The 20,285-nt window shown below is 37.3% G+C and carries 18 protein-coding genes; 2 read left to right on the forward strand and 16 right to left on the reverse strand.

Annotated elements, in window-relative coordinates; genetic code table 11:
* Positions 1-135: 135 nt before the first annotated feature.
* The gene (locus tag P3T75_RS13315; protein ID WP_206902983.1) at positions 136-1,386 is read right to left on the reverse strand and encodes a sugar ABC transporter substrate-binding protein; all 1,251 of its coding nucleotides are present in this window, start codon (positions 1,384-1,386) and stop codon (positions 136-138) included.
* Between the two features lie 278 nt (positions 1,387-1,664).
* Here P3T75_RS13315 and P3T75_RS13320 point away from each other — a divergent pair, with 278 nt between their 5' ends.
* Positions 1,665-3,284, forward strand: a complete 1,620-nt coding sequence (locus P3T75_RS13320) for a glycoside hydrolase family 13 protein (protein ID WP_282461858.1) — start codon at positions 1,665-1,667, stop codon at positions 3,282-3,284.
* 304 nt (positions 3,285-3,588) lie between these two features.
* On the opposite strand, the gene P3T75_RS13325 is transcribed toward P3T75_RS13320, so the two are convergent.
* The 6 genes from P3T75_RS13325 to opp3b form a co-directional block, all read right to left on the reverse strand.
* Positions 3,589-3,834, reverse strand: coding sequence for a GlsB/YeaQ/YmgE family stress response membrane protein (locus P3T75_RS13325; RefSeq protein ID WP_282461859.1), 246 nt, complete (start codon positions 3,832-3,834; stop codon positions 3,589-3,591).
* Between the two features lie 467 nt (positions 3,835-4,301).
* Complete coding sequence (locus tag P3T75_RS13330; protein WP_282461860.1) at positions 4,302-5,387, reverse strand: RNA-guided endonuclease InsQ/TnpB family protein; 1,086 nt, start codon at positions 5,385-5,387, stop codon at positions 4,302-4,304.
* Between the two features lie 363 nt (positions 5,388-5,750).
* On the reverse strand, positions 5,751-6,704 hold the full coding sequence (locus P3T75_RS13335) for an ABC transporter ATP-binding protein (protein ID WP_282461861.1): 954 nt from the start codon (positions 6,702-6,704) through the stop codon (positions 5,751-5,753).
* A 12-nt stretch (positions 6,705-6,716) separates the two neighbouring features.
* Positions 6,717-7,760 carry an ABC transporter ATP-binding protein gene (locus P3T75_RS13340; RefSeq protein WP_282462616.1) on the reverse strand — a complete coding sequence of 348 codons (1,044 nt, stop codon included), beginning with the start codon at positions 7,758-7,760 and terminating at the stop codon, positions 6,717-6,719.
* A 2-nt stretch (positions 7,761-7,762) separates the two neighbouring features.
* Entirely contained in the window at positions 7,763-8,806 is a 1,044-nt protein-coding gene (locus P3T75_RS13345) for an ABC transporter permease (RefSeq protein ID WP_282461862.1), read from the reverse strand.
* Complete coding sequence (opp3b, locus tag P3T75_RS13350) at positions 8,806-9,747, reverse strand: oligopeptide ABC transporter permease (protein ID WP_206902977.1); 942 nt, start codon at positions 9,745-9,747, stop codon at positions 8,806-8,808. Before opp3b ends, P3T75_RS13345 begins: the two co-directional genes overlap by 1 nt.
* Positions 9,748-10,150: 403 nt before the next feature.
* Here opp3b and P3T75_RS13355 point away from each other — a divergent pair, with 403 nt between their 5' ends.
* Positions 10,151-10,492, forward strand: a complete 342-nt coding sequence (locus P3T75_RS13355) for a DUF3899 domain-containing protein (RefSeq protein ID WP_206902976.1) — start codon at positions 10,151-10,153, stop codon at positions 10,490-10,492.
* A gap of 120 nt (positions 10,493-10,612) precedes the next feature.
* Here P3T75_RS13355 and P3T75_RS13360 read toward each other — a convergent pair whose 3' ends face one another.
* The 9 genes from P3T75_RS13360 to P3T75_RS13400 form a co-directional block, all read right to left on the reverse strand.
* A complete protein-coding gene (locus P3T75_RS13360; RefSeq protein ID WP_230709931.1) occupies positions 10,613-12,280 on the reverse strand; it encodes a peptide ABC transporter substrate-binding protein in 1,668 nt (555 codons plus the stop codon).
* Positions 12,281-12,612: 332 nt separating this feature from the next.
* Positions 12,613-13,836 carry a peptidase T gene (gene pepT / locus P3T75_RS13365; RefSeq protein WP_282461863.1) on the reverse strand — a complete coding sequence of 408 codons (1,224 nt, stop codon included), beginning with the start codon at positions 13,834-13,836 and terminating at the stop codon, positions 12,613-12,615.
* Positions 13,837-13,847: 11 nt separating this feature from the next.
* A complete protein-coding gene (locus P3T75_RS13370) occupies positions 13,848-15,497 on the reverse strand; it encodes a peptide ABC transporter substrate-binding protein (protein WP_282461864.1) in 1,650 nt (549 codons plus the stop codon).
* A gap of 160 nt (positions 15,498-15,657) precedes the next feature.
* On the reverse strand, positions 15,658-16,368 hold the full coding sequence (locus P3T75_RS13375) for a PTS transporter subunit EIIC (protein WP_282461865.1): 711 nt from the start codon (positions 16,366-16,368) through the stop codon (positions 15,658-15,660).
* Between the two features lie 16 nt (positions 16,369-16,384).
* Positions 16,385-16,663: a PTS sugar transporter subunit IIB gene (locus tag P3T75_RS13380; RefSeq protein ID WP_282461866.1), complete on the reverse strand. Its 279-nt coding sequence runs from the start codon at positions 16,661-16,663 to the stop codon at positions 16,385-16,387.
* Positions 16,638-17,102 (reverse strand): PTS lactose/cellobiose transporter subunit IIA, encoded by a 465-nt coding sequence (locus P3T75_RS13385; protein ID WP_282461867.1) that lies wholly within the window; start codon positions 17,100-17,102, stop codon positions 16,638-16,640. Before P3T75_RS13385 ends, P3T75_RS13380 begins: the two co-directional genes overlap by 26 nt.
* Positions 17,103-17,115: 13 nt before the next feature.
* On the reverse strand, positions 17,116-19,062 hold the full coding sequence (locus P3T75_RS13390; RefSeq protein WP_282461868.1) for a BglG family transcription antiterminator: 1,947 nt from the start codon (positions 19,060-19,062) through the stop codon (positions 17,116-17,118).
* A 203-nt stretch (positions 19,063-19,265) separates the two neighbouring features.
* Positions 19,266-20,015: a class II aldolase/adducin family protein gene (locus P3T75_RS13395; protein ID WP_206902968.1), complete on the reverse strand. Its 750-nt coding sequence runs from the start codon at positions 20,013-20,015 to the stop codon at positions 19,266-19,268.
* Between the two features lie 14 nt (positions 20,016-20,029).
* The gene (locus tag P3T75_RS13400; RefSeq protein WP_282461869.1) at positions 20,030-20,281 is read right to left on the reverse strand and encodes a hypothetical protein; all 252 of its coding nucleotides are present in this window, start codon (positions 20,279-20,281) and stop codon (positions 20,030-20,032) included.
* Between the last annotated feature and the right edge of the window lie 4 nt (positions 20,282-20,285).

Genomic DNA, 20,285 nt, shown 5'->3' on the forward strand with positions numbered 1-20,285 from the left:
AAAATAATTTCGTGAATTGTAGGAATTGACAAAAGCAAGGAGTGGTTAAAAGTCCAAACAGGACTTTTGGACCACTCCTAAAAAATTTGTGGTGACAATCTAACACTTCTTAGCTGTTAAATTTTTATACCACGATTATTTGTTTAAAGTAGTTTCTGACTCTTGGTTGAAAGCGTCCATTTCTTTTTGAACGTTGGCGCCGCCAAGATAGATTTGTTCAAAGTGTTTCAAGTAGTTTTGTGCGATTTCTTCAAATTCAGGGATTAAAGGCATTGGTTCAGAGTTTTGTAATTGTTCGTTAAAGACGCTGTAAACGGGATCAGATTTCAAAGAATCATCTTCCCAAGCTTTTAAAGCAGTTGGAAGTGCGTCAGTTAATTTCATCCACTCTAATTGGTTTTCAGGACGGGCCATAAATTCGATGAATTTCGCTGCATCATCTTTTTTCTTAGAGTATTCAAAAATAGTTAAGTTTGAGCCACCCATTGAAGAAATGTTGTTTTCTTTTTTCGGCAATGTTGCAATCGCCCATTTGCCATCTACATCTTTTACTGTATCTTTTACAGTTTTTGCCATCCAAGGACCACTGATAAACATTGGTACCATTGCATCGTCACCAGAGAAAGTTTGCGATACATCCAAACCTAAATCTTCTTTTGGTGAGTAACCTTTTTGGATAAAGTCATTCAAGTAAGAAACAGCGTCAACAAAAGGTTTTTTATTGAAGACAGGTTTGCCATCTTCTAATAATGGTGAACCATTTTGACGAGCAAACATAAAGCCTAGTGTTTGTTCTTTGCTGTCGATGTTGATACCGTATTTGTCATCGCCACGAGCAGCTAATTTTTTAGCAGCATCTTCTAATTCTTCCCAAGTTTTTGGCGCTTCTTTATAGCCAACTTTTTCTAAAACATCAGTACGGTAAAATAGTACGCGTGTTTCAGCTGCCCACGGAATACCGTAATATTTGTCGTCAAATTTTGTCGTTTCAACAGAACCATGATAGAAGTTTTCAGCTTTTAAATTGTCGTATTTTTCAATGTACTTGCTCATGTCTGCTAAAGCACCAGCTTTTTGGAATTCAGGCATCCAAGTTGTCCCCATTTGCAATACGTCTGGGCCACTCTTAGAAGCAACAGCTGTTAATAATTTATCGTGGGCATTTGACCAAGGAATAGACTGTATTTTAACTTCGATCCCAGTTTCATCTGTGAATTTATCCGTCATTTTGGATAATTGTTTCACTTCTTCTCCCATACCCCAAATATTTAAGACCTTGTCATCTTTAGCAGAATCTCCGCCAGAACCTGATCCGCAACCTGCTAAAACACCCAGTGTCATCGCTGCTGTTACACCCAATAAACAAAGCTTTTTCGAAATCTTCATCTTTCTTCCTCCGTATTTCATTTTTGGTGAAACGTTTCTACGAACAGAGTATATAATGCCGCGATTTAATTTGCAACCGTTTTCTACGATTTTTTATAAAAAAACTTTTCACAATGAGTAAAATCAGTGTTAAATAAGCATTTATCAAAAATTAAATGACAATATTTTAATAAAACAACCATTTGAAAACAATTTCATGGTAAAATCTAGCTGCAAATATTTTACCAAATAAGAAAAACGTTTCACTAAAAGTTTGTTTTTTTGAAAGGAGTTTTATCATGGCATCAAAATGGTGGCAACAAAGCGTTTTTTATCAAATTTATCCCCGGAGTTTCCAAGATAGCAACAATGACGGCATTGGCGATATTAAAGGAATTACCGCGCGTTTATCTTACTTAGAAAAATTGGGGATCGACGCCATTTGGCTCTCGCCAGTTTTTGCATCTCCTAATGTCGATAATGGCTATGATGTGAGTGATTATTGCGCTATTATGCCAGAATTTGGCACGATGGCAGATATGGAAGAATTAATTGCCACAGCAAAAAAAGCAGGCATAAAAATTATCATGGACTTAGTAGTCAATCATACCTCCAGTGAACATCCTTGGTTTAAAAAAGCCTTAGCAGGCGATCCACATTATAAGGATTATTACATTTTTCGTTCTGATAAAAATGGGTTGCCAAATGACTTAAATTCATTTTTTGGCGGCTGTGCGTGGGAACACTTACCCGCAACAAACGAATATTATTTCCATCTATTTGCCAAAGAACAACCCGATTTGAATTGGGAAAATCCTGCTGTGCGCAAAGAAGTATGGCAAATTATGAATTTCTGGCTGCAAAAAGGCGTCGGTGGTTTTCGCTTAGATGTGATCGAATTAATTGGTAAAATTCCCGATCAAAAAATTATTGGGGACGGCCCCGCCTTACATCCATATTTACAAGAAATGTATCGCGAAGTTTTAGCAGGACACGACGTTGTAACCATCGGCGAGACTGGTAGTGTCACGCCACTAACTGCTCCTTTGTATACAGATCCTAAGAGAAAAGAGCTGTCGATGGTCTTTCAATTTCAACATATGGCCTTAGATGAAGTTGCCAAAACTTCAAAATGGAATTTGAAGTCCTTAAATGTCTCCGTGTTAAAAACGGTGCTATCCCGCTGGCAAACAGACTTACCAAAAGAAGCTTGGAATAGTTTATTTTGGAGTAATCACGACCAACCACGGATTTTATCTCGTTGGGGCAATGTAGCTGATTACCCCACGAAAAGCAGTAAGATGTTGGCCATTTTACTCCATTTGATGCGGGGGACTCCTTTTATTTATCAAGGTGAAGAATTGGGCATGACCAACCAATACGTCGATAAAATTAGCCAATTAGATGATATTGAAAGTATTCATTACTATGAAGAAGAAAAAACTAAAGGCAGCAGTGAGGCAACAATTTGGCAAGCCATTAATACTAAAGGACGTGACAACGCCCGTACGCCAATGCAGTGGTCTAATGTGCCTAATGCTGGCTTTACAGGAGAAAACGTAACTCCGTGGTACAATTTAAATCCCAATTACACAACTATTAATGCGCAAACCCGGCTGGATGATCCTGAATCCATTTTTTACACCTACCAAAAATTAATTCAGTTGCGAAAAAATTATCCGCTAATTGTCTGGGGAGATTATGACTTACTGGATACCGCTGAAAATATTTTTGCCTATACTCGCAGCTACGAAGGGGAAACTTGGCTTATTTGTGCGAATTTTTCTGACAGCAAACAAGCACTCTCATTGCCTTATGCCGCCACAGAAACGATTATCACAAACTATCCCCATACGTATCACCATTTAAATCAGTTGAACTTACTGCCTTACGAAACATTTGTCGTAAAACTAGCATAAAAAAAGCAAGTGCAGGCAAAGTCTCGTGACTTTACCTGCGCTTGCAGTTTTTTTAATTACAGACAGATTTTTAGTAGGTTTTGCCACCCATTAAAATGGCACCTACACTTTTACTGTCGGTTATATCATTTATATCATCCTGGGATTATACTTCTATCTGATTGCAAACATTCTAGTTATTTAACCAAAAGATAGACCACGATTGTAAATTGAATTCCTGTTTTTTTCAATCCGAATCATTTCAGCAAATTTATAACTTGTCACAAAATGACGACCTATTACTAATAAAATAAGCTGACTATGTCTATGCTTTTCTACCAAAAAAGAACGATACGACTGCCACTAAAATAACTGCACCAATAATAGAAGGTACAATTGCCATTCCAGCTAGAGTTGGACCCCAATGACCCAATAAAGACTGCCCAATCGCAGAACCAATTAGACCGGCAACGACATTTACAATAATTCCCATTGAACCACCTTTATTTGTAATCGCACCTGCGATCGCACCAATGACACCACCAACGATTAAAGACCAAATTAAACCCATTTTCACTCACTTCTTTCTACCAATATTTATAATAATTTTCATTTTATTGCTTTTTTGGGTATCCATAGAATACCCTCTTCTTGCCTAAATTAAAAACAAAACGACTTATTTTTATCTTTTTTATGCAATATATTTTAATTTTTAGAAAATTTTAGGTGGATTTGTTTTGTGGGGTGCAAAATAAAGTGTTCGAACTTTTTTCAGTCAAAAAAAACATAGACCAAGTCATTTACATAACTTAGCCTATGCCCCAGCCTCTTTTTAAAGAAGCTGACAATGGTTTATCATAATTAGTGAGCGGATTCCTAGAAACAAAAGTGCTGGTGCACTTTTTATATACCCAAGGCGATCCCTGGAGCCCCTTCCAGTTCTTAAAAAAGAAACACTTTGCAGTTAGTGTTTCTTTTTTTATCTGTCGGAAATAGTTTTTCAATCAAATTCTCTTAAACTAAAAAAATTTTCTAATTTTAGTTGGCTTTTTGCTTTGAACAAAAGACTAACTCTTTTTCATACCAATCGGCTTTATATTTCAATTTCAAAAGGAGACGATTCCAGTCACTTAAAGTAAATTTCTCTTCAATATTTTGCAAAACTGGGGTACTTTGATTATTTTTCTGCGTTTTAAGGGCTTTGTTGCCCTTGTTTTTTGTTTCATCGTCTCCTGCTGCTGGCATTGTGACCACGATACAATCAAATTGGCGCACAAGAGCAATCGACAGTTGTTCTGTAAAGTCTTCTTTTTGCTTCATTTTGCGGATATATAATTGTTGGAGGCGCAATTTTTGTTTTTGATAATTTTTAGCTTGTTCCAACTTTACATTGCGTCGCTGTGCACTCTTAGCTCGGATGGCAAGGCGCCGCTGCGCTTTTTTTAGCTGCGCTAAAAGTTGCACTTGGCAAAGCGTCGGTATGCCGCGCACTGCCACACTTGGCTCAATTAGTGTTGTCCCATTATAGGTAATTTCAATTTTGCTACCGGTTTTTGGCAAAGCAGTACTATCTTCTTCACATAATAAAGAAACATAAAATTCCTGCCGATTTTTAGCAGAGATAGTGGCCGAGCGAATTTTTCCCGTCACATTACGATGTTGATGCAACAAAACTTTACTTTTTAACTTTGGAAGCTTCAAGCCATCTTTTTCAAGATAAATAGTATGGCCTTGATTATTTGTAGTATAAGACTGCCACGCACTTTTTTTGCTCTTTAGTTTCGGATAACTGGCATGGCCGCGATAATAATTTTGAAAGGCTTTTTCCAAGTTACGTTGCGCATTAGCCAAAGCTAAACTATCCGTCGCTTTTAAAAACGAATACTCCTTTTTTAGTTTAGCTGGCGTTAACTTTTGCGTCTTTAACCGCTCTGAAGCTGGATTTGTAAAAGTTTCGCTGTTATCTTGATAGTTTGTCTGCCGCAGTGTCAATAACGTGTTATAAGTAAAACGAACACAGCCAAAAGTTTGAATAAAAAATTGTTTTTGCGCTTCATCAGGATAAAGCGCAAATTTATAAGCTTTTAATATTTTAATTGGTACCTGCCTCCCCTCACTGATCATTACTTCAGTTGTGGTGGCTTTTGGTAGGGACGTTCCCCTTGTCCCACCTAACCTTACCTAACCTAACAAATTTTTTAAAAGAAAAGCTGAATGAACTTGGTCAACTCGCTAGCAATAAGGCGAAATCTTGATAAATTGTTCTTCAAATTTATCAAGATTTTGACTTATTGTCGCCGAGAGTTAGTTCATAAAGCTAGACAAAAAGAAAAGCTGAATGGATCGTTTAGCCCTGAGCCATAAGATCAAAATTTGCTAAAATGCCTTTTTCATTTTCGTAAATTTTAGCTTATGCCCGAAGGGCTGATTCATGAAGCTAGACAGCTAGAAAAGCTGATTGAACTTTCTCAGTCCGCAAGAATCCAATTACAGTGCCACTTGGCTTTGCGTCGTTTTTTGCTGTAATTTTGCTTGGTACATGGTAATTTCATCTTCTGAACAATAAATATAATGTCCTTCTGCAATTTCATGCATTCCTCGCTGTTTGCCATCATCAGGTTGGGCCTGATATTTAATCCGCTTGCGATTACGTTCATGGTCTGGATCTGGTAATGGAATTGCCGACAGCAAACTTTCCGTATATGGATGAACGCCGTGATTATAAATGGCATCACTGGTACCCACTTCCAGCAATTTGCCTAAGTGCATAACACCAATGCGATCACTGATATGTTTTACCATCGACAAATCATGGGCGATAAATAAATACGTCAAATTTTGCTGTTCTTGCAAGTCTTGCAATAAATTTACCACTTGGGCTTGAATGGAAACATCCAAAGCTGAAATTGGTTCATCACAAATAATAAATTTTGGTTTTACGGCTAAGGCGCGGGCAATACCGATACGTTGCCGTTGTCCGCCGGAAAATTCATGGGGATAACGCGTTCCATGACTGGGATTTAACCCCACCGTTTCTAACAGTTCATCCACTTGGGCATTGCGTTCTTTTTCATTTTTGGCAAGACCATTAATATCAATGCCTTCTGCGATAATGTCCCGCACTTTCATGCGAGGATTTAAAGAGGCATACGGATCTTGAAAAATCATCTGTACATCGCGACGAAATGTTTTTAAGCCTTCTTTGCCTTTAATTTTCATCACATCTTGGCCAGCAAAATCAATTTCTCCATCAGTTGGCGTATTTAAGCGGATAATCGTGCGCCCGGTGGTGGATTTGCCACTACCGGATTCTCCCACTAAGCCAAAAGTCTCGCCTTCGTAAATGTGAAAGCTAATATCATCCACTGCTTTGACTTCGTCTTTACGTCCGACATTGAAGTATTGTTTCAAGTGAGTTACGTTTAATAAAACTTTTTTCACGCGGCTACCTCCTTAGGCTTCTTGTTTTTCTTTGAAAATTTCCCAACGACGAACAATTTCGGCCGGTGGGGTTACTTTAGGGGCTTGTGGTGCTAAGAGCCACGTTGCCGCTTTGTGGGTTTCAGAGACGTCAAAATATGGTGGTGCTTGCTCGGTATCGATTTTTAAAGCAAATTCATTACGAGGATAAAAAGCGTCCCCTTTTGGTGGTTGCAGTAAATCTGGTGGCGAACCTGGAATAGCATATAGGCGTTCTTCGCCCCCTTCTAAAGTCGGCATTGAACCTAACAGCCCCCATGTATACGGATGTTGCGGGTTGTAAAAAATTTCTTCTGCCGTTCCAACTTCGATAATTCTGCCCCCATACATGACTGCCACGCGATCAGCCACGTTTGCCACAACACCTAAGTCATGGGTGATAAAAATGATCGACGTGTTAATTTTTTTCTGAATATCTTTCATCAACTCTAAAATTTGGGCTTGAATTGTTACATCCAAAGCGGTCGTTGGTTCATCAGCAATCAGAACTTCCGGGTAGCAAATAAGCGCAATGGCAATTACGATCCGTTGCCGTTGTCCACCGGAAAATTGGTGGGGATAGTTTTTCAATCGTTTTTCAGCATTGGGAATACCAACTAAGTTTAACAATTCCAATGCGGAAGCTAAGGCCTCTTTTTTAGACACTTTGTTGTGAATAATCAAAGACTCCGCAACTTGTTTGCCAATTGGCATGGTTGGATCTAAAGAGGTCATGGGATCTTGGAAAATCATCGCAATTTCCTTACCTCGAATCTTCTGCATTTCTTTTTCCGATTTTTTGACAATATCGGAATTTTTAAAAATAATTTCACCCTTATCAATATTGGCGTTACTGGCTAAAAGTCCCATGATACTGCGAGTAGTTACCGATTTACCGGAACCTGACTCCCCTACAATCGCCAAAGTCTCTCCTTTATAAAGGTCAAAACTAACATTGCGGATTGCGCGGACTGTTCCCGCATAAGTATCAAAGGAGATTTCCAAATCTTTAACTTCTAATACTTTTTCTGGCATCATCATCACTCTTTCATTTTCGGATCAAAGGCATCACGAAGACCATCAGCTAGTAAGTTGAAGGCAATCATAATGACAGATAACGTAACTGCTGGTACCCACAATAGGTAAGGCAGATATTGGAAGGTTTTATACCCGTCACTTAACATTGTACCCAGTGAAGCATTCGGTGGTGTTAAACCTAAACCGATAAAGCTCAAGAAGGCTTCAAAGAAAATCGCCGTTGGAATACTGAACATCATCTGGACAATAATCACGCTGGAGATGTTGGGCAAAATATGTTTAAAGGCTATTTTGAAATTACTTTCCCCTAAAGTTTGGGCAGCCAACACAAATTCTTGGTCTTTTAATTTCAGCGTCTGTGCCCGAACGATCCGCGCCATTGGAATCCAGTTAGTGATGGCCATGGCAGCAATAATCGATGGAATACCCGGTTCAAAAACGACCAACATTAAAATCATCACAACTAAGTTTGGAATACCAGAAAGAATTTCCAAAATACGTTGCATTAACGTATCCACTGTACCGCCTTTTAAACCAGAGATTAATCCGTAAGTAACACCAAAAATAATGTCGAACATCGCCGCGATAAAGGCGATCAATAAAGAGACCCGCGTTCCCATCAAAAGACGGCTCAAAACATCACGGCCCAATCCGTCAGTCCCAAAATAATAATTCAAATTATCCGGTACATTCGCTGCGGCATATTTATCGACTAATTGTCCGCCAACCATTGCTTTTCCGTTTAAGCCATTAATATCAATCCCAGGAATTCGTGGTGGCAAATTCATATAAGCAACATTTTGCTTCGTGGGATTATGGGGTGAAAAGAAAATTGAAATAATCGAAATCACAATAATCACAAGTAGTATCGCCATACATACGACCGCTGCTTTATTTTTTCGAAGGCGCCGCCAAGAATCTTGTAAGAAAGTCAAAGACGGAGCGGCAATCATTTCCCGTTCTTTAATGGTACTACCGTGGTACAGCTCAAATTCTGACGCCGGGATTTTGGCAATAGTATCATATTTTGGTTTTGCATTTTCCATTAGCCTTTGCTCCCTCCTGACACGCGGATTCGTGGATCAACGATGCCGTATAATAAGTCAACCACTAAAATGACAATAATCAACATTGCCGAGTACAAGACGGTTACCGCCATAATGGTTGGATAGTCGTTGGTGGTAATTGATTTTACAAATTGCTCCCCAATACCAGGGATCGCAAAAATATTTTCTACTACTAAAGAACCAGTCATTAAAGCAACTGCTAAAGGTCCGAGTAATGTCATCAAGGGAATCAAGCTATTACGCAAGCCGTGTTTAAAGGCGATTTCCCAACGGCTTAATCCTTTAGCTCGAGCTAGTTCTACGTAATCACTGTGCATAACTTCCACCATTTCTGTTCGAATAAAACGTGCCGAATCGGCTAAAGGCGACATTGCCAGCGCAATCGTTGGTAAAATCGTATAGGCAAAACCTTCCCACTTAGCAATCGGCAAAATGTGCAATTTAATCGCAAAAACATATTGCAGTAAAACGGCGAAGACAAAGTTTGGAATCGAACGACCCAAAATCGCAATTAAAGTCGCTAACGTATCCACCCATGTATTTTGTTTCATGGCTGAAATCGTCCCTAAAATAATCCCCACGAAAGTCCCCAGTAAAATCGCCTGCATCCCTAATTGTAAGGAAGGTCCCACGCGACCAGCCAATAAGGCTGCAACTGGTTGATTTTTAAACTGGAAGGAAATTCCGAAATCACCTTGAAGTAAGTTTTTCAGATACGTTCCATATTGCACGATAACCGGCTTATCCAAACCCATTTGCTTATTTAACAACGCAATTTGGTCTGGGCTTAAACGTTCTGCATTGGTATAAGGCGTTCCTGGTAACATTTTTGATAAAAAGAATGTAATCGTAGCAATCAGCCACAAGGTTACCAGCATAAAAAATAGCCGTTTTAGAAAATATTTGAGAAAGTCATTCAAATTATTTCTCCTCCTAAATAAAATTGAGAATATGCAACAAGAACAAAAAATGCATCAACTGCACATGAAGTGAAAAATTTTTTGCAGGTGGGGAAAGCTTCTGTTTTTTAAAACAAGTTCCCTACCTTAAGAAGTAAATGGTGCTAAAAAAAAACTCTTTTGACTTTGCCAAATGGATTCGATAAAGTAAAAGAAAAGCTTTTGAAACTTGGTTAGCGCTCAAGCAATAAGACAAAAATTTGATAAATGGTTCTTCAAATTTCTCGAATTTTCTGCTTATTGTCGCCGAGAGTTAGTTTGAAAAGCTAGACATTGGAAAAGCTTTTGAAACTTGGTTGGCACTAGTCTTTAGCTAAAAAACTTGCCCTGTATAAAAGCTACAAAAACCAACAAGGAGTCCATTATGAAAAAATATCCTCCCGCGTTTATTGCCGTCATTATCTTCGTTATCGCTATTATCTGGGGTCTGATCAAAAAAAATTTAAGTCTGATCATGTTATCAGACACTCTGTTTATGTTGGGACTGCCTTTTTTGATTATTGGCATTTTGTTATGGGTTTTTTCCTCTGGCTTCTTCGATACTTTTCAACGATCCATGCATGAAGCTGTAGGAAGAAAGCAAAAGAAAAAAGCTAACTATACGCCTTTATCACAAGTTGGCCAGGGTGTGTATCTTTTTTGGCTAAAAATTGCCGGTATCATCTTAGTCTGCTCGCTCATTTTTTATGCCATTGGCAGCATTTAATAATTATTAATTTCTAAAGTATGACTACACCAATAGCAAAAATAGTTGCAAGAGGCTGGCAGTGCCAGCCTCTTTTTACTATTTAAATGACGTTTTGAGTAGCAACTTAAGTGTTACTTATTATTCGGTTACATATGTCCATTTGTAATCCCATGAAGCGCCGGCAGCGTGATGAACGATACCTTTTACTTTCGGATTAATCATGTGACCTTCTGCTTTTTGGAAAACGCCGATAACTCCAGCAGTTGAGCTGATAATTTTATCTGCTTCTTGCAAATTAGCCCAACGTTTCATCGGATCACCTGCATTGGTCGTATTAGATTCTTTCACAACTTTATCGTATTCTTCATTTGACCATTGCCCACGGTTATATGAATTCCCTGTAACAAATAAATCTGTAAAGCTTGATGGGTCTGAGTAGTCAGCACCCCAACCACCTAATACCATGTCGAATTCACCGTTATTTGAACGATCTAACCGAACAGAAAATGGTACTGGCGTTGGTTTAATTTTGATACCAGACAATGTTTCTTCGAGTGTGCTTTGCAAATATTCTAAAACTTTTTTAGTTCCGTCATCGTCAGAAGCGACAATATCAAAGGTAAAGCTATCTTTTCCTAAAGCTTTTTTAGCCTTTTCCCAGTGGTCTTTTGCCTTTTTCGCATCAAAGCTGACCAAATCGCCCGCCTCTTTGGTGAAATCTTCGTTGGTTTCTGGATTTTTAGACATATCCGATGGAATCAAACCAGTAGAAGCAACCGAGCCATCGCCTAAAACAGAATTAACGATTGCATTGCGGTCAATTGCGTAAGAGATTGCCAAACGCAAATCTTCATTCATAAATGGTGAATCTTCTTTTCGTTGATTTAATTCTAGATAAGAAGTGCGGGCTTCTTTAACCGATTGGAAAGCTTCTTGATTGGCATTTTGTTGTGCCAATTCACCGGTTAAAATTGCATCGTCTGTTTGTCCGTCATTAAATAAGTTCAACCCTGTGGAGGATTCTTTCACTACGCTGACTTTGACAGCGTCTAATTTTACTGTATCTTTATCCCAGTAAGTATCGTTTTTCTTGTATTCCCACTCTGTATCAGTACCAGGACCGTCAAATCCGGCTAAAACAAATGGACCGTTGTAAACAGAATTTTCTGATTTTGTAGCAAATTTGTCGCCATTTTTTTCAACAACTTTTTGTGGTTGTGGGAAAAATGAAGGGAATGCGAATAAATAATCCATATAAGGCGTTGGACGCGTTAACGTAATTTCCAATTCGTAGTCGTTGACAGCCTTAATGCCTAACTCAGATTTATCTTTTTTGCCGGCAGTAATATCGGCTGCATTCACAACGGGTTCATATAAATAAGCATATTCAGATGCGGTTTTGGCATCGACTGTTCGTTGCCATGCAAAGACATAATCAGAAGCCTTAACGGGTGTTCCGTCAGACCATTTGGCATCTTCTCTTAATTTAATCGTATATTTCAAACCGTCTTCACTAACTTTGGCTTCTTCAGCGGCACCAGCTGGCACTGGCTTGCTATCTTTGTCCAAACGATAAATTCCTTCGTAGACATTGTTTAACGCAGTGAAACTAATGGTATCTGTCGCAAGTGATAAATCAGCACTCGGCATTTCTTGTAAGACAGAAACTCTAAATTCTTGTTTGTCCGCTTCTTTACCAGAACCGCCTGCAGCACTGCTGCCATCTGTTGTGCCACTACCGCTGCCACATGCTGATAACACAACACCGCAGACAGCAATAACGCCAAATAATGATGTCTTCTTCATTTTCATTCCCTTTACCCCTTGTCTTGTATTGAATTTTCAGAATATTAAACATTTTCTGAAGTTAACGAAAATTTTAATCAATAATTATTAAAAAAGCAATACTTTATTCATTAAAAAACAAATATATATAAATTTTCTGATAATTCAAAAAACAAGACGTGAAATTTACGTGAAGAAAATTACTTACAATCAAATTCTTGAAAAGTATTATAAAAACAGGTTTTCCTATTCAAAAAGCGGAAATAATTCTTCAAAATAATTCAGTAAAATAATTATTTGTGAAATATTTTGACGAATTCAAAAACCAACAAAAACTGTCAAAAATAACTAAATTATTTTGCCTCACCGGCTACTTTAACGATTTCAACGATGGTATCGCGGGCTTTTTCCATTGCTTCAAGGGTGATAAATTCATATGGTCCGTGAAAGTTTTCGCCTCCGGTAAATAAATTTGGGGTAGCAATTCCTTTATACGAAATTTTCGATCCGTCAGTACCACCACGAAATGGGGTGACAATCGGTTTTATCCCTAAATTTTTCAGCGCTAAAAGTGCATAGTCTACCGCCCGGGGTTCTTTATCTACGATTTCTTTCATATTGTAATATTGATCAAACAGGCGATACGTAATGCGCGGATAGGTGAAGGTGGCATTCAAGGCGTCAATAATCGCTACGATTTGGTTTTTTCTGGCTATAAATTTGGCTTGATCATGATCCCGGATAATGTAATCCAACTGCGCTAAAGAAATATCCCCGCTAAATTTATTCAATAAATAAAAACCTTCATAATCTTGCGTTAATTCCGGTACTTCTGCTTGAGGGAGGCGACTGTCAATGGTCTCCCCAATCTTTATGGCGTTCACCAATTGCCCATACGCCGTACCAGGATGGACACTGGTCCCTTCAATTGTGATCTCAATTTTGGCAGCATTAAACGTTTCATATTCAAAATGCCCAACACGACCACTGTCAAGTGTATAGGCAAAATCCACCGGAAAATCTGCAACCTCAAAATTATCTGCCCCACGACCAATTTCTTCATCTGGCCCAAAAGCGACCCAAACATCCCCACGCTTTTCTTTTGGAACTTCTTTTAAGTTTCGCAACGCGGCCATAATTTCAGCAATCCCGGCTTTATCATCGGCACCTAAAAGAGTCGTCCCATCTGTCGTAATTAGCGTTTGGCCTACATAGTCTTTTAAATTGGGAAACTGGCTAGGAGACAAAACAATATTTTGAGCTGCATTTAAAACCACCTCATTGCCATCGTAATTGTAATGAACTTGCGCTTGAATATTTTCTGCATTAAAATCCGCCGTATCCACATGGGCAATAAAACCAATTGCAGGTTTTGCGGCATTTCCTTTTAAAGCCCCAATCACAAAGCTATTTTTCTCAAAATAAGCAACATTACTTAATCCCAATTGTTCCAGCTGCTCTTTTAATTGCAGCGCCAGATCAATTTGACCTTGCGTAGTGGGAATGAAGGTGGATTTTTCATCTGAGCGGGTATTCACTTTGACATAACTTAAAAAATCTTCCAATAATTGACGCATACTTTCTCTCCTTACTTCACAGATGCTGTCCGTAAATTGAAATAATCACCATAGGCGTGAAAAACGATACCTTTTACTTTTTCATTGATTAAATAATTTGAAGCACTTTGATATAGCGGTACTTGCGCTGCATCATCTGCGAGCAATACTTTTTCTGCTTCTTGGTAATCTTTAAAAAATGCGTTAGGATCATTCGCATCTGTAGTGCGGGCTTTTTCGACTAAATCTGTGTAGGTTTTGTTAGCATACCCGCCGTAATTGTAAGAAGAACCCGTCTTATATAAATTGAAATAGGAATCCAGTTCACTAGAACCGGCAATCCAACCAGAAACCGACAATTCGTAATTTCCATCGGTACGGGATTGGTTCAAATTCACTTTTGGTTGTTTGTTAATAACAATTTTCAAGCCGGACAATGTTTCTTGTAACTGGCTTTGCAAATACTCACCAACTTTTTCACCGTTATCATCATCGGTTACCAATAATTTCAACGTTAAGCTATCGCCAATGACCGCTTTGGCTTTGGACCATTCACTTTTAGCTGCTTTTACATCATAGGTGTTGTAGTCGCCGCTAAATTTGCGGAAATCTTCTTTTGTTTGAGGATTTTTATAAAGACCCGTTGGAATCAAGCCATTTAAAGGGGTGGCGCCATCATTTAAAACATTTTTTGCCAGCTGTTCTTTATTAATTGCTTGGGCAATTGCTTTACGAACATGTACATTTCCTAAGGCTTTGTTGGCTTTTTTGTTAAAATCTAAAAATTGATTGGCCACATCTTTTTCTGTCACTAACCGTGGATCATTTTTGAATTGTTCCACATATTGACCACTAATGCGCTGTAAATCCAATTCTCCACTGTCCACTAACTGAATCCCGGTATTTTCTTCCTTGATCGTAGAACCGTGAACCTCTGACAATTTGACAGCTTTTTTATCGTAATAATCATCATTTTTCACCAAGGTCCACTCATCTCCGGTCTGTTTCCAATCTTTTAATGCAAAAGGTCCCGTATACAAAAGATCCTCACTGGTGCGGCCATACTCATCTTTTTTGTCGGTGACAAATTTTTCATTTTGCGGTGCCAACCAACCAATGGAAACCACAGATAAAAATGACGGCTGGGCTTGTGTTAGTTTCACTTCAAAAGTCTTTTCATCCGGTGCAGCTAAACCAATTTCATCAATTGCTTTTTTACCTTCACGAATTGCTTGACTGTTCACCACATTATCCAGTAAATACGCATTTGGCCCCATTGTTTTCGGATTTACTAGTCGTTTCCAGGCAAAAAGAAAATCATTGGCGGTTACTTTTTCCCCATTACTCCACTTCGCGTCTTCTCTTAAAGTGAAGGTATATGTTTTTCCATCTGGGCTAATGTCAACTTTTTCTGCTAAAGCAGGCACTGGTTGACTCTTATCATCAAAACGATATAGCCCTTCAAACAAATGCTGTACCACAGTAAATGTGATTTTATCGGTTGTTTGCGTTGTATCTAACGTACTTAACGGCGCCGGTAAACTGACACTGATTTCTTGTTTTATTGCTTGTTTTGCTGTTGAACTAGCACTTTCCTTAGCTGCCCCGCCAGTTTTACACCCGGCTAACGTCACCGCAGCCAAAATTCCTGTTACCACCAAAATACTCTTTTTCACTTTCATTTTTCCAACTCCTCCAAATTGATCTAAATCTATAAATCGTCAAAAAATTCCGTCAAATCGTGATGAGCTCTTATCAAAAGCAAAAAAAAAATCTCCATCCCTTTGTTTGTCAAACTATGACAAACAAAGGGACGAAGACTTTTCGCGTTACCACCCTTATTCATATTATCCTCACAAATAATATCTCAACGGTACCTGTTGATACCCGGCATTGATAACGATTGCTTTTCCGTCCAAATAGCGTAAACCATTTGAAATACTCAGAGCTCATCTTCACTAAATCGCGCAATGTCCTTTCCCACCAACCGGACTCTCTTGGATCACTCTTTTTAAGAAGAGGTACTACAGACTCAAATGTTGCAGCAACCATTTCTGGTAAACCCTTTATTCTAATACTTAAATTTTTCACAATAAATAGTTTTAAGACCTCTACTACAGCAAGAGATGAAATAATCGCAACAAAAAGACCTCTGGAGTCTAAAAATTGGCTATCTAAAACACCATCTATAAATCTTGTATTTAAAACCAACGTGGTAAGTACTGCTCCTACTATGCTGTGCAAAATAGGTGCTCCAATTTGTTTTGCATGATTGTAAGAAATCGTTATAGCGGCATAAATTGACAAAAGACCAAAGGTAAACTGAAATGGTAAAGAAAGTAATTCTTGATTCTCCACAAAAAAATTCTTAATAATCGTTCCATCCGGAAACAAATTGCCTAGTGAGGTTATAATTAACGTAAACGAACCAATGATTAATACAGCAATGAGTGATACCATGCCATTTTTTATTGAGGCAATAAATTTCTGCTTTTCAATTTTTGCAGCAATTGGAGAAAACCTCGTCTCCATAAACTCCATAAATGTATTCATCTGTGCTTCCTCCTTTTTAAATTGTCTCTTTTTGCGCATTCAGGCTCAGAAGAATTGCAGCCTTTAAAATATTCCCTCCATCGATGCGACCATAGTCCTTAGAATCAATTACAGCAATAGGTTTATTATATTGATTCGCAAGCTTTGTTAACTCTGCTAACTGATGTTTGATCTGAGGACCAAGCATAACTACATCAAAGTATTCTATAAATTCTCTTAATTCTCCTGCAGGATGTGCCTCAATTTTTACGTCTGTTGTTTGCAATGCTTTAGAAGAGGCTGCAACTTCTCGCATTTTTGTCACCATAATTCCAGTTGAATATCCAAGATTGCAAACTAAAAGTACATGTAATTTTTCTAATTTCATCATTACTCCTCCATTTCATAAATAAATGTCTTTTTTCTAAATATTTGATTTCCTCTTCTAATTCTTTAATTTTTAAATTCATCTTTGATAATTGTTTTATAAACGTCTCTGCTAAAATTGTATTCATTAAAGTATCTTGTGCATGAATCAACAAAACATTAACATCTACTTCTCCACCCTGGGCTTCTGTTACCAATAACTTTGTCTGCTCATTATGTGCCTCATTCATCAACTGTGTAGCCTCTGACATGAGATTGGAATACTCTTCTTGATCTCCATTTAAAGAAGCTTCATTTGCCTCCAGTAACTTACTCATTGCATCTCCTGCTAAAGAAATTAAACTAAAAGAAATCTCTTCTGACTTCATTTTTCTCTCACCTTTATCCTAAAAAATTTATTTTTAAAAATTGATATAATTCTTCTCTGGAATCAATTGTTCTCAATTCAGCAATTTTTTGTTTATCTTTTGAAAAGCTCAAAGTGTTCTCTAATACTAAATTTGTCTCAATATCCTTAAATGCTAAAGTCAAAATAATATCTACTGGTTCTTCTTGATCTGGAATAAATTTGATTCCCTTTTGAAATTTTGTTAGTGAAATTGCATTAAAATTACATCCATCTTCTGGCCCCGCATGTGCGAAAAATATTCCCGGTGCCACAATCATATAAGGACCAAATTCTCTGGTATTTAATTTAATTTTTTCACGATACTGTTTTGTAATTGCATTAATTTCCATAAGATGTTCAGTAGCTTTATCTATAGCAACTTCCCATGTTTTAGCCTCTGGAAGTAATTGTATTGACTCTTTACTAAAATCTACATTTACAGTCTCTGTAAATCTTGTTTTCACTTTTTTTGTCAGAATATCAATAATCTCAAATTCAAGTTGTGACCAATCTTTAACTATACAGTTTCTTGAAATAGCGTTCATCACTTCTCCAAAATACTTGATGCTGTCTTTATCTTTTTTAAACTTCCAAGGCAAGTATTCCGAGATATTCTTCAAATCAGCCTGATTAAGCTCTGGAGATACCTGAATCACATTATGATTCTTATATATATCAGATAATCCTACGGTAGTAATAACAAAATCATATTCAGAAAAAAGACTATCATTGATATTTCGGACTGAAGATACAGTTACTTTTCCAGTAAAGAATAATTCTCTCAAACGATTAGAAATTACATTTGAAACTATCCTTCCTTCGGGACACACAACTAAAATCTTAGGGCCATTCGTTTGTAACGCTCTCACTCTCTCTATTTCAGAAACAAAGTAAATCGCAATCAACGAAAGTTCTTGATTTGATATTTTTAAATCTGACCCAGTTTGCGAAATAATTCTTTTGAGTTCATTAACAAAACTCCCGTGTTCATGCATAAAAGATTCATAAATAGGATTAATAACTTCCTCATTCATTGAAATTCTAATATCTAGATTTTTCAAATGTTCTTGTAACATCTTTTCAAAAGCCGGATTATTGTTGCTCAATTTTACATCGAACTGTTTTTCAACGTTCCTTATTAAGTCCTTGATAAAGCTAGGTGGTATTTTTTCATCTTTTTTACTATTTCCAGTATTCTGCAGGATATGTAAAGATAGACTGCTCAATTGGCAATAATGATGGACGAAAAGGCTCAAATACTCGTAATCTGTATATTGAGTAATACCTGAAGATTCAACATTATCCACCACCATAACGATTTCTTCTACAAGACAATAATTAAATGTATTAAAGAGTAGTAGTTCTCCTCTACGGCTAAACGTATCCCCGTTTTTTAAATAATTTATAATTTCATTGATATCTAGATTATCAATTAATATTTTATAAATTAATTGCTCTATCTTGGTCTCTTGCCCTTTTAATAAGTACTTTCCATTTTTTGATTTTATAATTTGAACATTTTCTTGGTTCATAAACTTAACTATCATACTTAGATATTTTCGAAATGTTGGTCTAGATAAATTTAAGATATTTTCGAATGTTGAACTAGAAAGATATTCCTCCGCAACTAAAAGTTTTAAAGTAATAAAATTTATACATTCTTTTGCTGAATATTGATATGTTTCTAAATCTATAAATTGCTCAAAATGAGCAAGTACTTCTTCCACCTTAGATTTTTCTGTTAATGCTATCCCCTTTCTTTTTATAAATTCTAAAGAAGGTAGATTTTTTTCGAACAAAAAGCGATTAATTTTTTCGATATGATATCTTGCTGTTCTGTCTGAGATAGAAAAATAATCTGATAAATCTTTAAAAGATGTTAGATCATCAGTATTTATTAAGTATCTTAAAATTCCTATATCAGTGCTATTTATCTTCACTTGTATCTCCTCCTTGATTCATAAGATACACGTAATCGCTTACAAAATAAATAAACAAACTATAAAATTATTGCTAGGTATTTTACACTTTTTTCAATTATTAAAAATAACAAAATAAGTTCAAAATTTCAGTGTCAAACATTGAAAACAAAATAAACCGCACAACTCGTTAAAGAGAAGTGCGGTTTTAATTTTTGTTAATGTTAATCGCCACCAGCAGCAATTTTAGCGCGATTATAAATGGCTTCTTTTGCTTTTAAGTCAGCAACGTCAGCGATATCTTCGCCTTTGGAATGGTAGCTGTCCATAATGCCTAACGCTTGGAAAATTGTTTGTTTATAGGCAATCTCAGCGTTCCACTCTACGGTATCTAGAATCGATAGCGCTTTATGAATTGCCATCAAACCATCATCTCCAGTCGCATTAATCAATACGCCATGACTATCTAACAATAACATGTGCGGAACAGGCAAATCATTTTCTCGAATGTACGTGCTGGTGATCTCAGCTAATTCTTCGGAACAGTTTGGTGCAAAATGCATAACTGGTACCGGGCCAACTTTTTGCGTTGCTTCGGTTAAGTTTGGCATTGGCAAACCGCTGGTAGCCCAAAACATAGCATTTGGTGCGTGGGCATGAAGAACTGCTTTTATTTTTTCATTTGTTTTATAGACAGCTTGGTGCATATTGATCTCTCGTGTTAAACTGCCAACCCCACTGACAATTTCTCGCGTTTGGAGATCAACTACTAAAATTTGAGCAGCGGTTAAATTACCCAAGTAAGCTTCTGACATCATCGTCGGTGTCATAATAATATATTTTTGCCCATCTTTTTCAGCTAGAAAAGAAAAATTTCCGCCCGCTACGTTGGTTAGTTTACGTGTAAAGATGAGGCGAACAATATCCGCCATATCTTGTCGTTCTCGTTCAAAAAGCATGCGTCCATCAGACATATTTTATTCCCCCATTATTTTTTAAACAATTTCCCCGAAGACAGCACTTCACGTGTAGCCGCTCTAATTTCTTGGGAATCTTGCAATTTTTGTTTTTGTCTATCATTGTATTCTTTGAATAAAATCGGGCTACCATAGTGATAAATAATCCCAGCTAAGATAATGATGACCCCATTTATCAAGAGATTTTGCATAAAAAGATTCGTTGCAAAAAGGCCAATTGCCACCATTAACAAACTGTACCATTTAAATTTTTCGCTATTCACTATG

Origin of the sequence: Enterococcus montenegrensis, assembly GCF_029983095.1 — a bacterium.
GTDB classification, from domain to species: Bacteria; Bacillota; Bacilli; order Lactobacillales; family Enterococcaceae; genus Enterococcus_C; species Enterococcus_C montenegrensis.

Excerpts from the sequence above, each read along its gene's own strand:
- P3T75_RS13375 (WP_282461865.1), bottom strand. The coding sequence starts at position 16,368 with ATGAATACATTTATGGAGTTTATGGAGACGAGGTTTTCTCCAATTGCT.
- P3T75_RS13320 (WP_282461858.1), top strand. The coding sequence starts at position 1,665 with ATGGCATCAAAATGGTGGCAACAAAGCGTTTTTTATCAAATTTATCCC.
- P3T75_RS13380 (WP_282461866.1), bottom strand. The coding sequence starts at position 16,663 with ATGCGAGAAGTTGCAGCCTCTTCTAAAGCATTGCAAACAACAGACGTA.
- P3T75_RS13370 (WP_282461864.1), bottom strand. The coding sequence starts at position 15,497 with ATGAAAGTGAAAAAGAGTATTTTGGTGGTAACAGGAATTTTGGCTGCG.
- P3T75_RS13345 (WP_282461862.1), bottom strand. The coding sequence starts at position 8,806 with ATGGAAAATGCAAAACCAAAATATGATACTATTGCCAAAATCCCGGCG.
- pepT (WP_282461863.1), bottom strand. The coding sequence starts at position 13,836 with ATGCGTCAATTATTGGAAGATTTTTTAAGTTATGTCAAAGTGAATACC.
- P3T75_RS13315 (WP_206902983.1), bottom strand. The coding sequence starts at position 1,386 with ATGAAGATTTCGAAAAAGCTTTGTTTATTGGGTGTAACAGCAGCGATG.
- P3T75_RS13360 (WP_230709931.1), bottom strand. The coding sequence starts at position 12,280 with ATGAAGAAGACATCATTATTTGGCGTTATTGCTGTCTGCGGTGTTGTG.
- P3T75_RS13330 (WP_282461860.1), bottom strand. The coding sequence starts at position 5,387 with ATGATCAGTGAGGGGAGGCAGGTACCAATTAAAATATTAAAAGCTTAT.
- P3T75_RS13395 (WP_206902968.1), bottom strand. The coding sequence starts at position 20,015 with ATGTCTGATGGACGCATGCTTTTTGAACGAGAACGACAAGATATGGCG.
- P3T75_RS13355 (WP_206902976.1), top strand. The coding sequence starts at position 10,151 with ATGAAAAAATATCCTCCCGCGTTTATTGCCGTCATTATCTTCGTTATC.
- P3T75_RS13340 (WP_282462616.1), bottom strand. The coding sequence starts at position 7,760 with ATGATGCCAGAAAAAGTATTAGAAGTTAAAGATTTGGAAATCTCCTTT.
- P3T75_RS13325 (WP_282461859.1), bottom strand. The coding sequence starts at position 3,834 with ATGGGTTTAATTTGGTCTTTAATCGTTGGTGGTGTCATTGGTGCGATC.
- P3T75_RS13385 (WP_282461867.1), bottom strand. The coding sequence starts at position 17,102 with ATGAAGTCAGAAGAGATTTCTTTTAGTTTAATTTCTTTAGCAGGAGAT.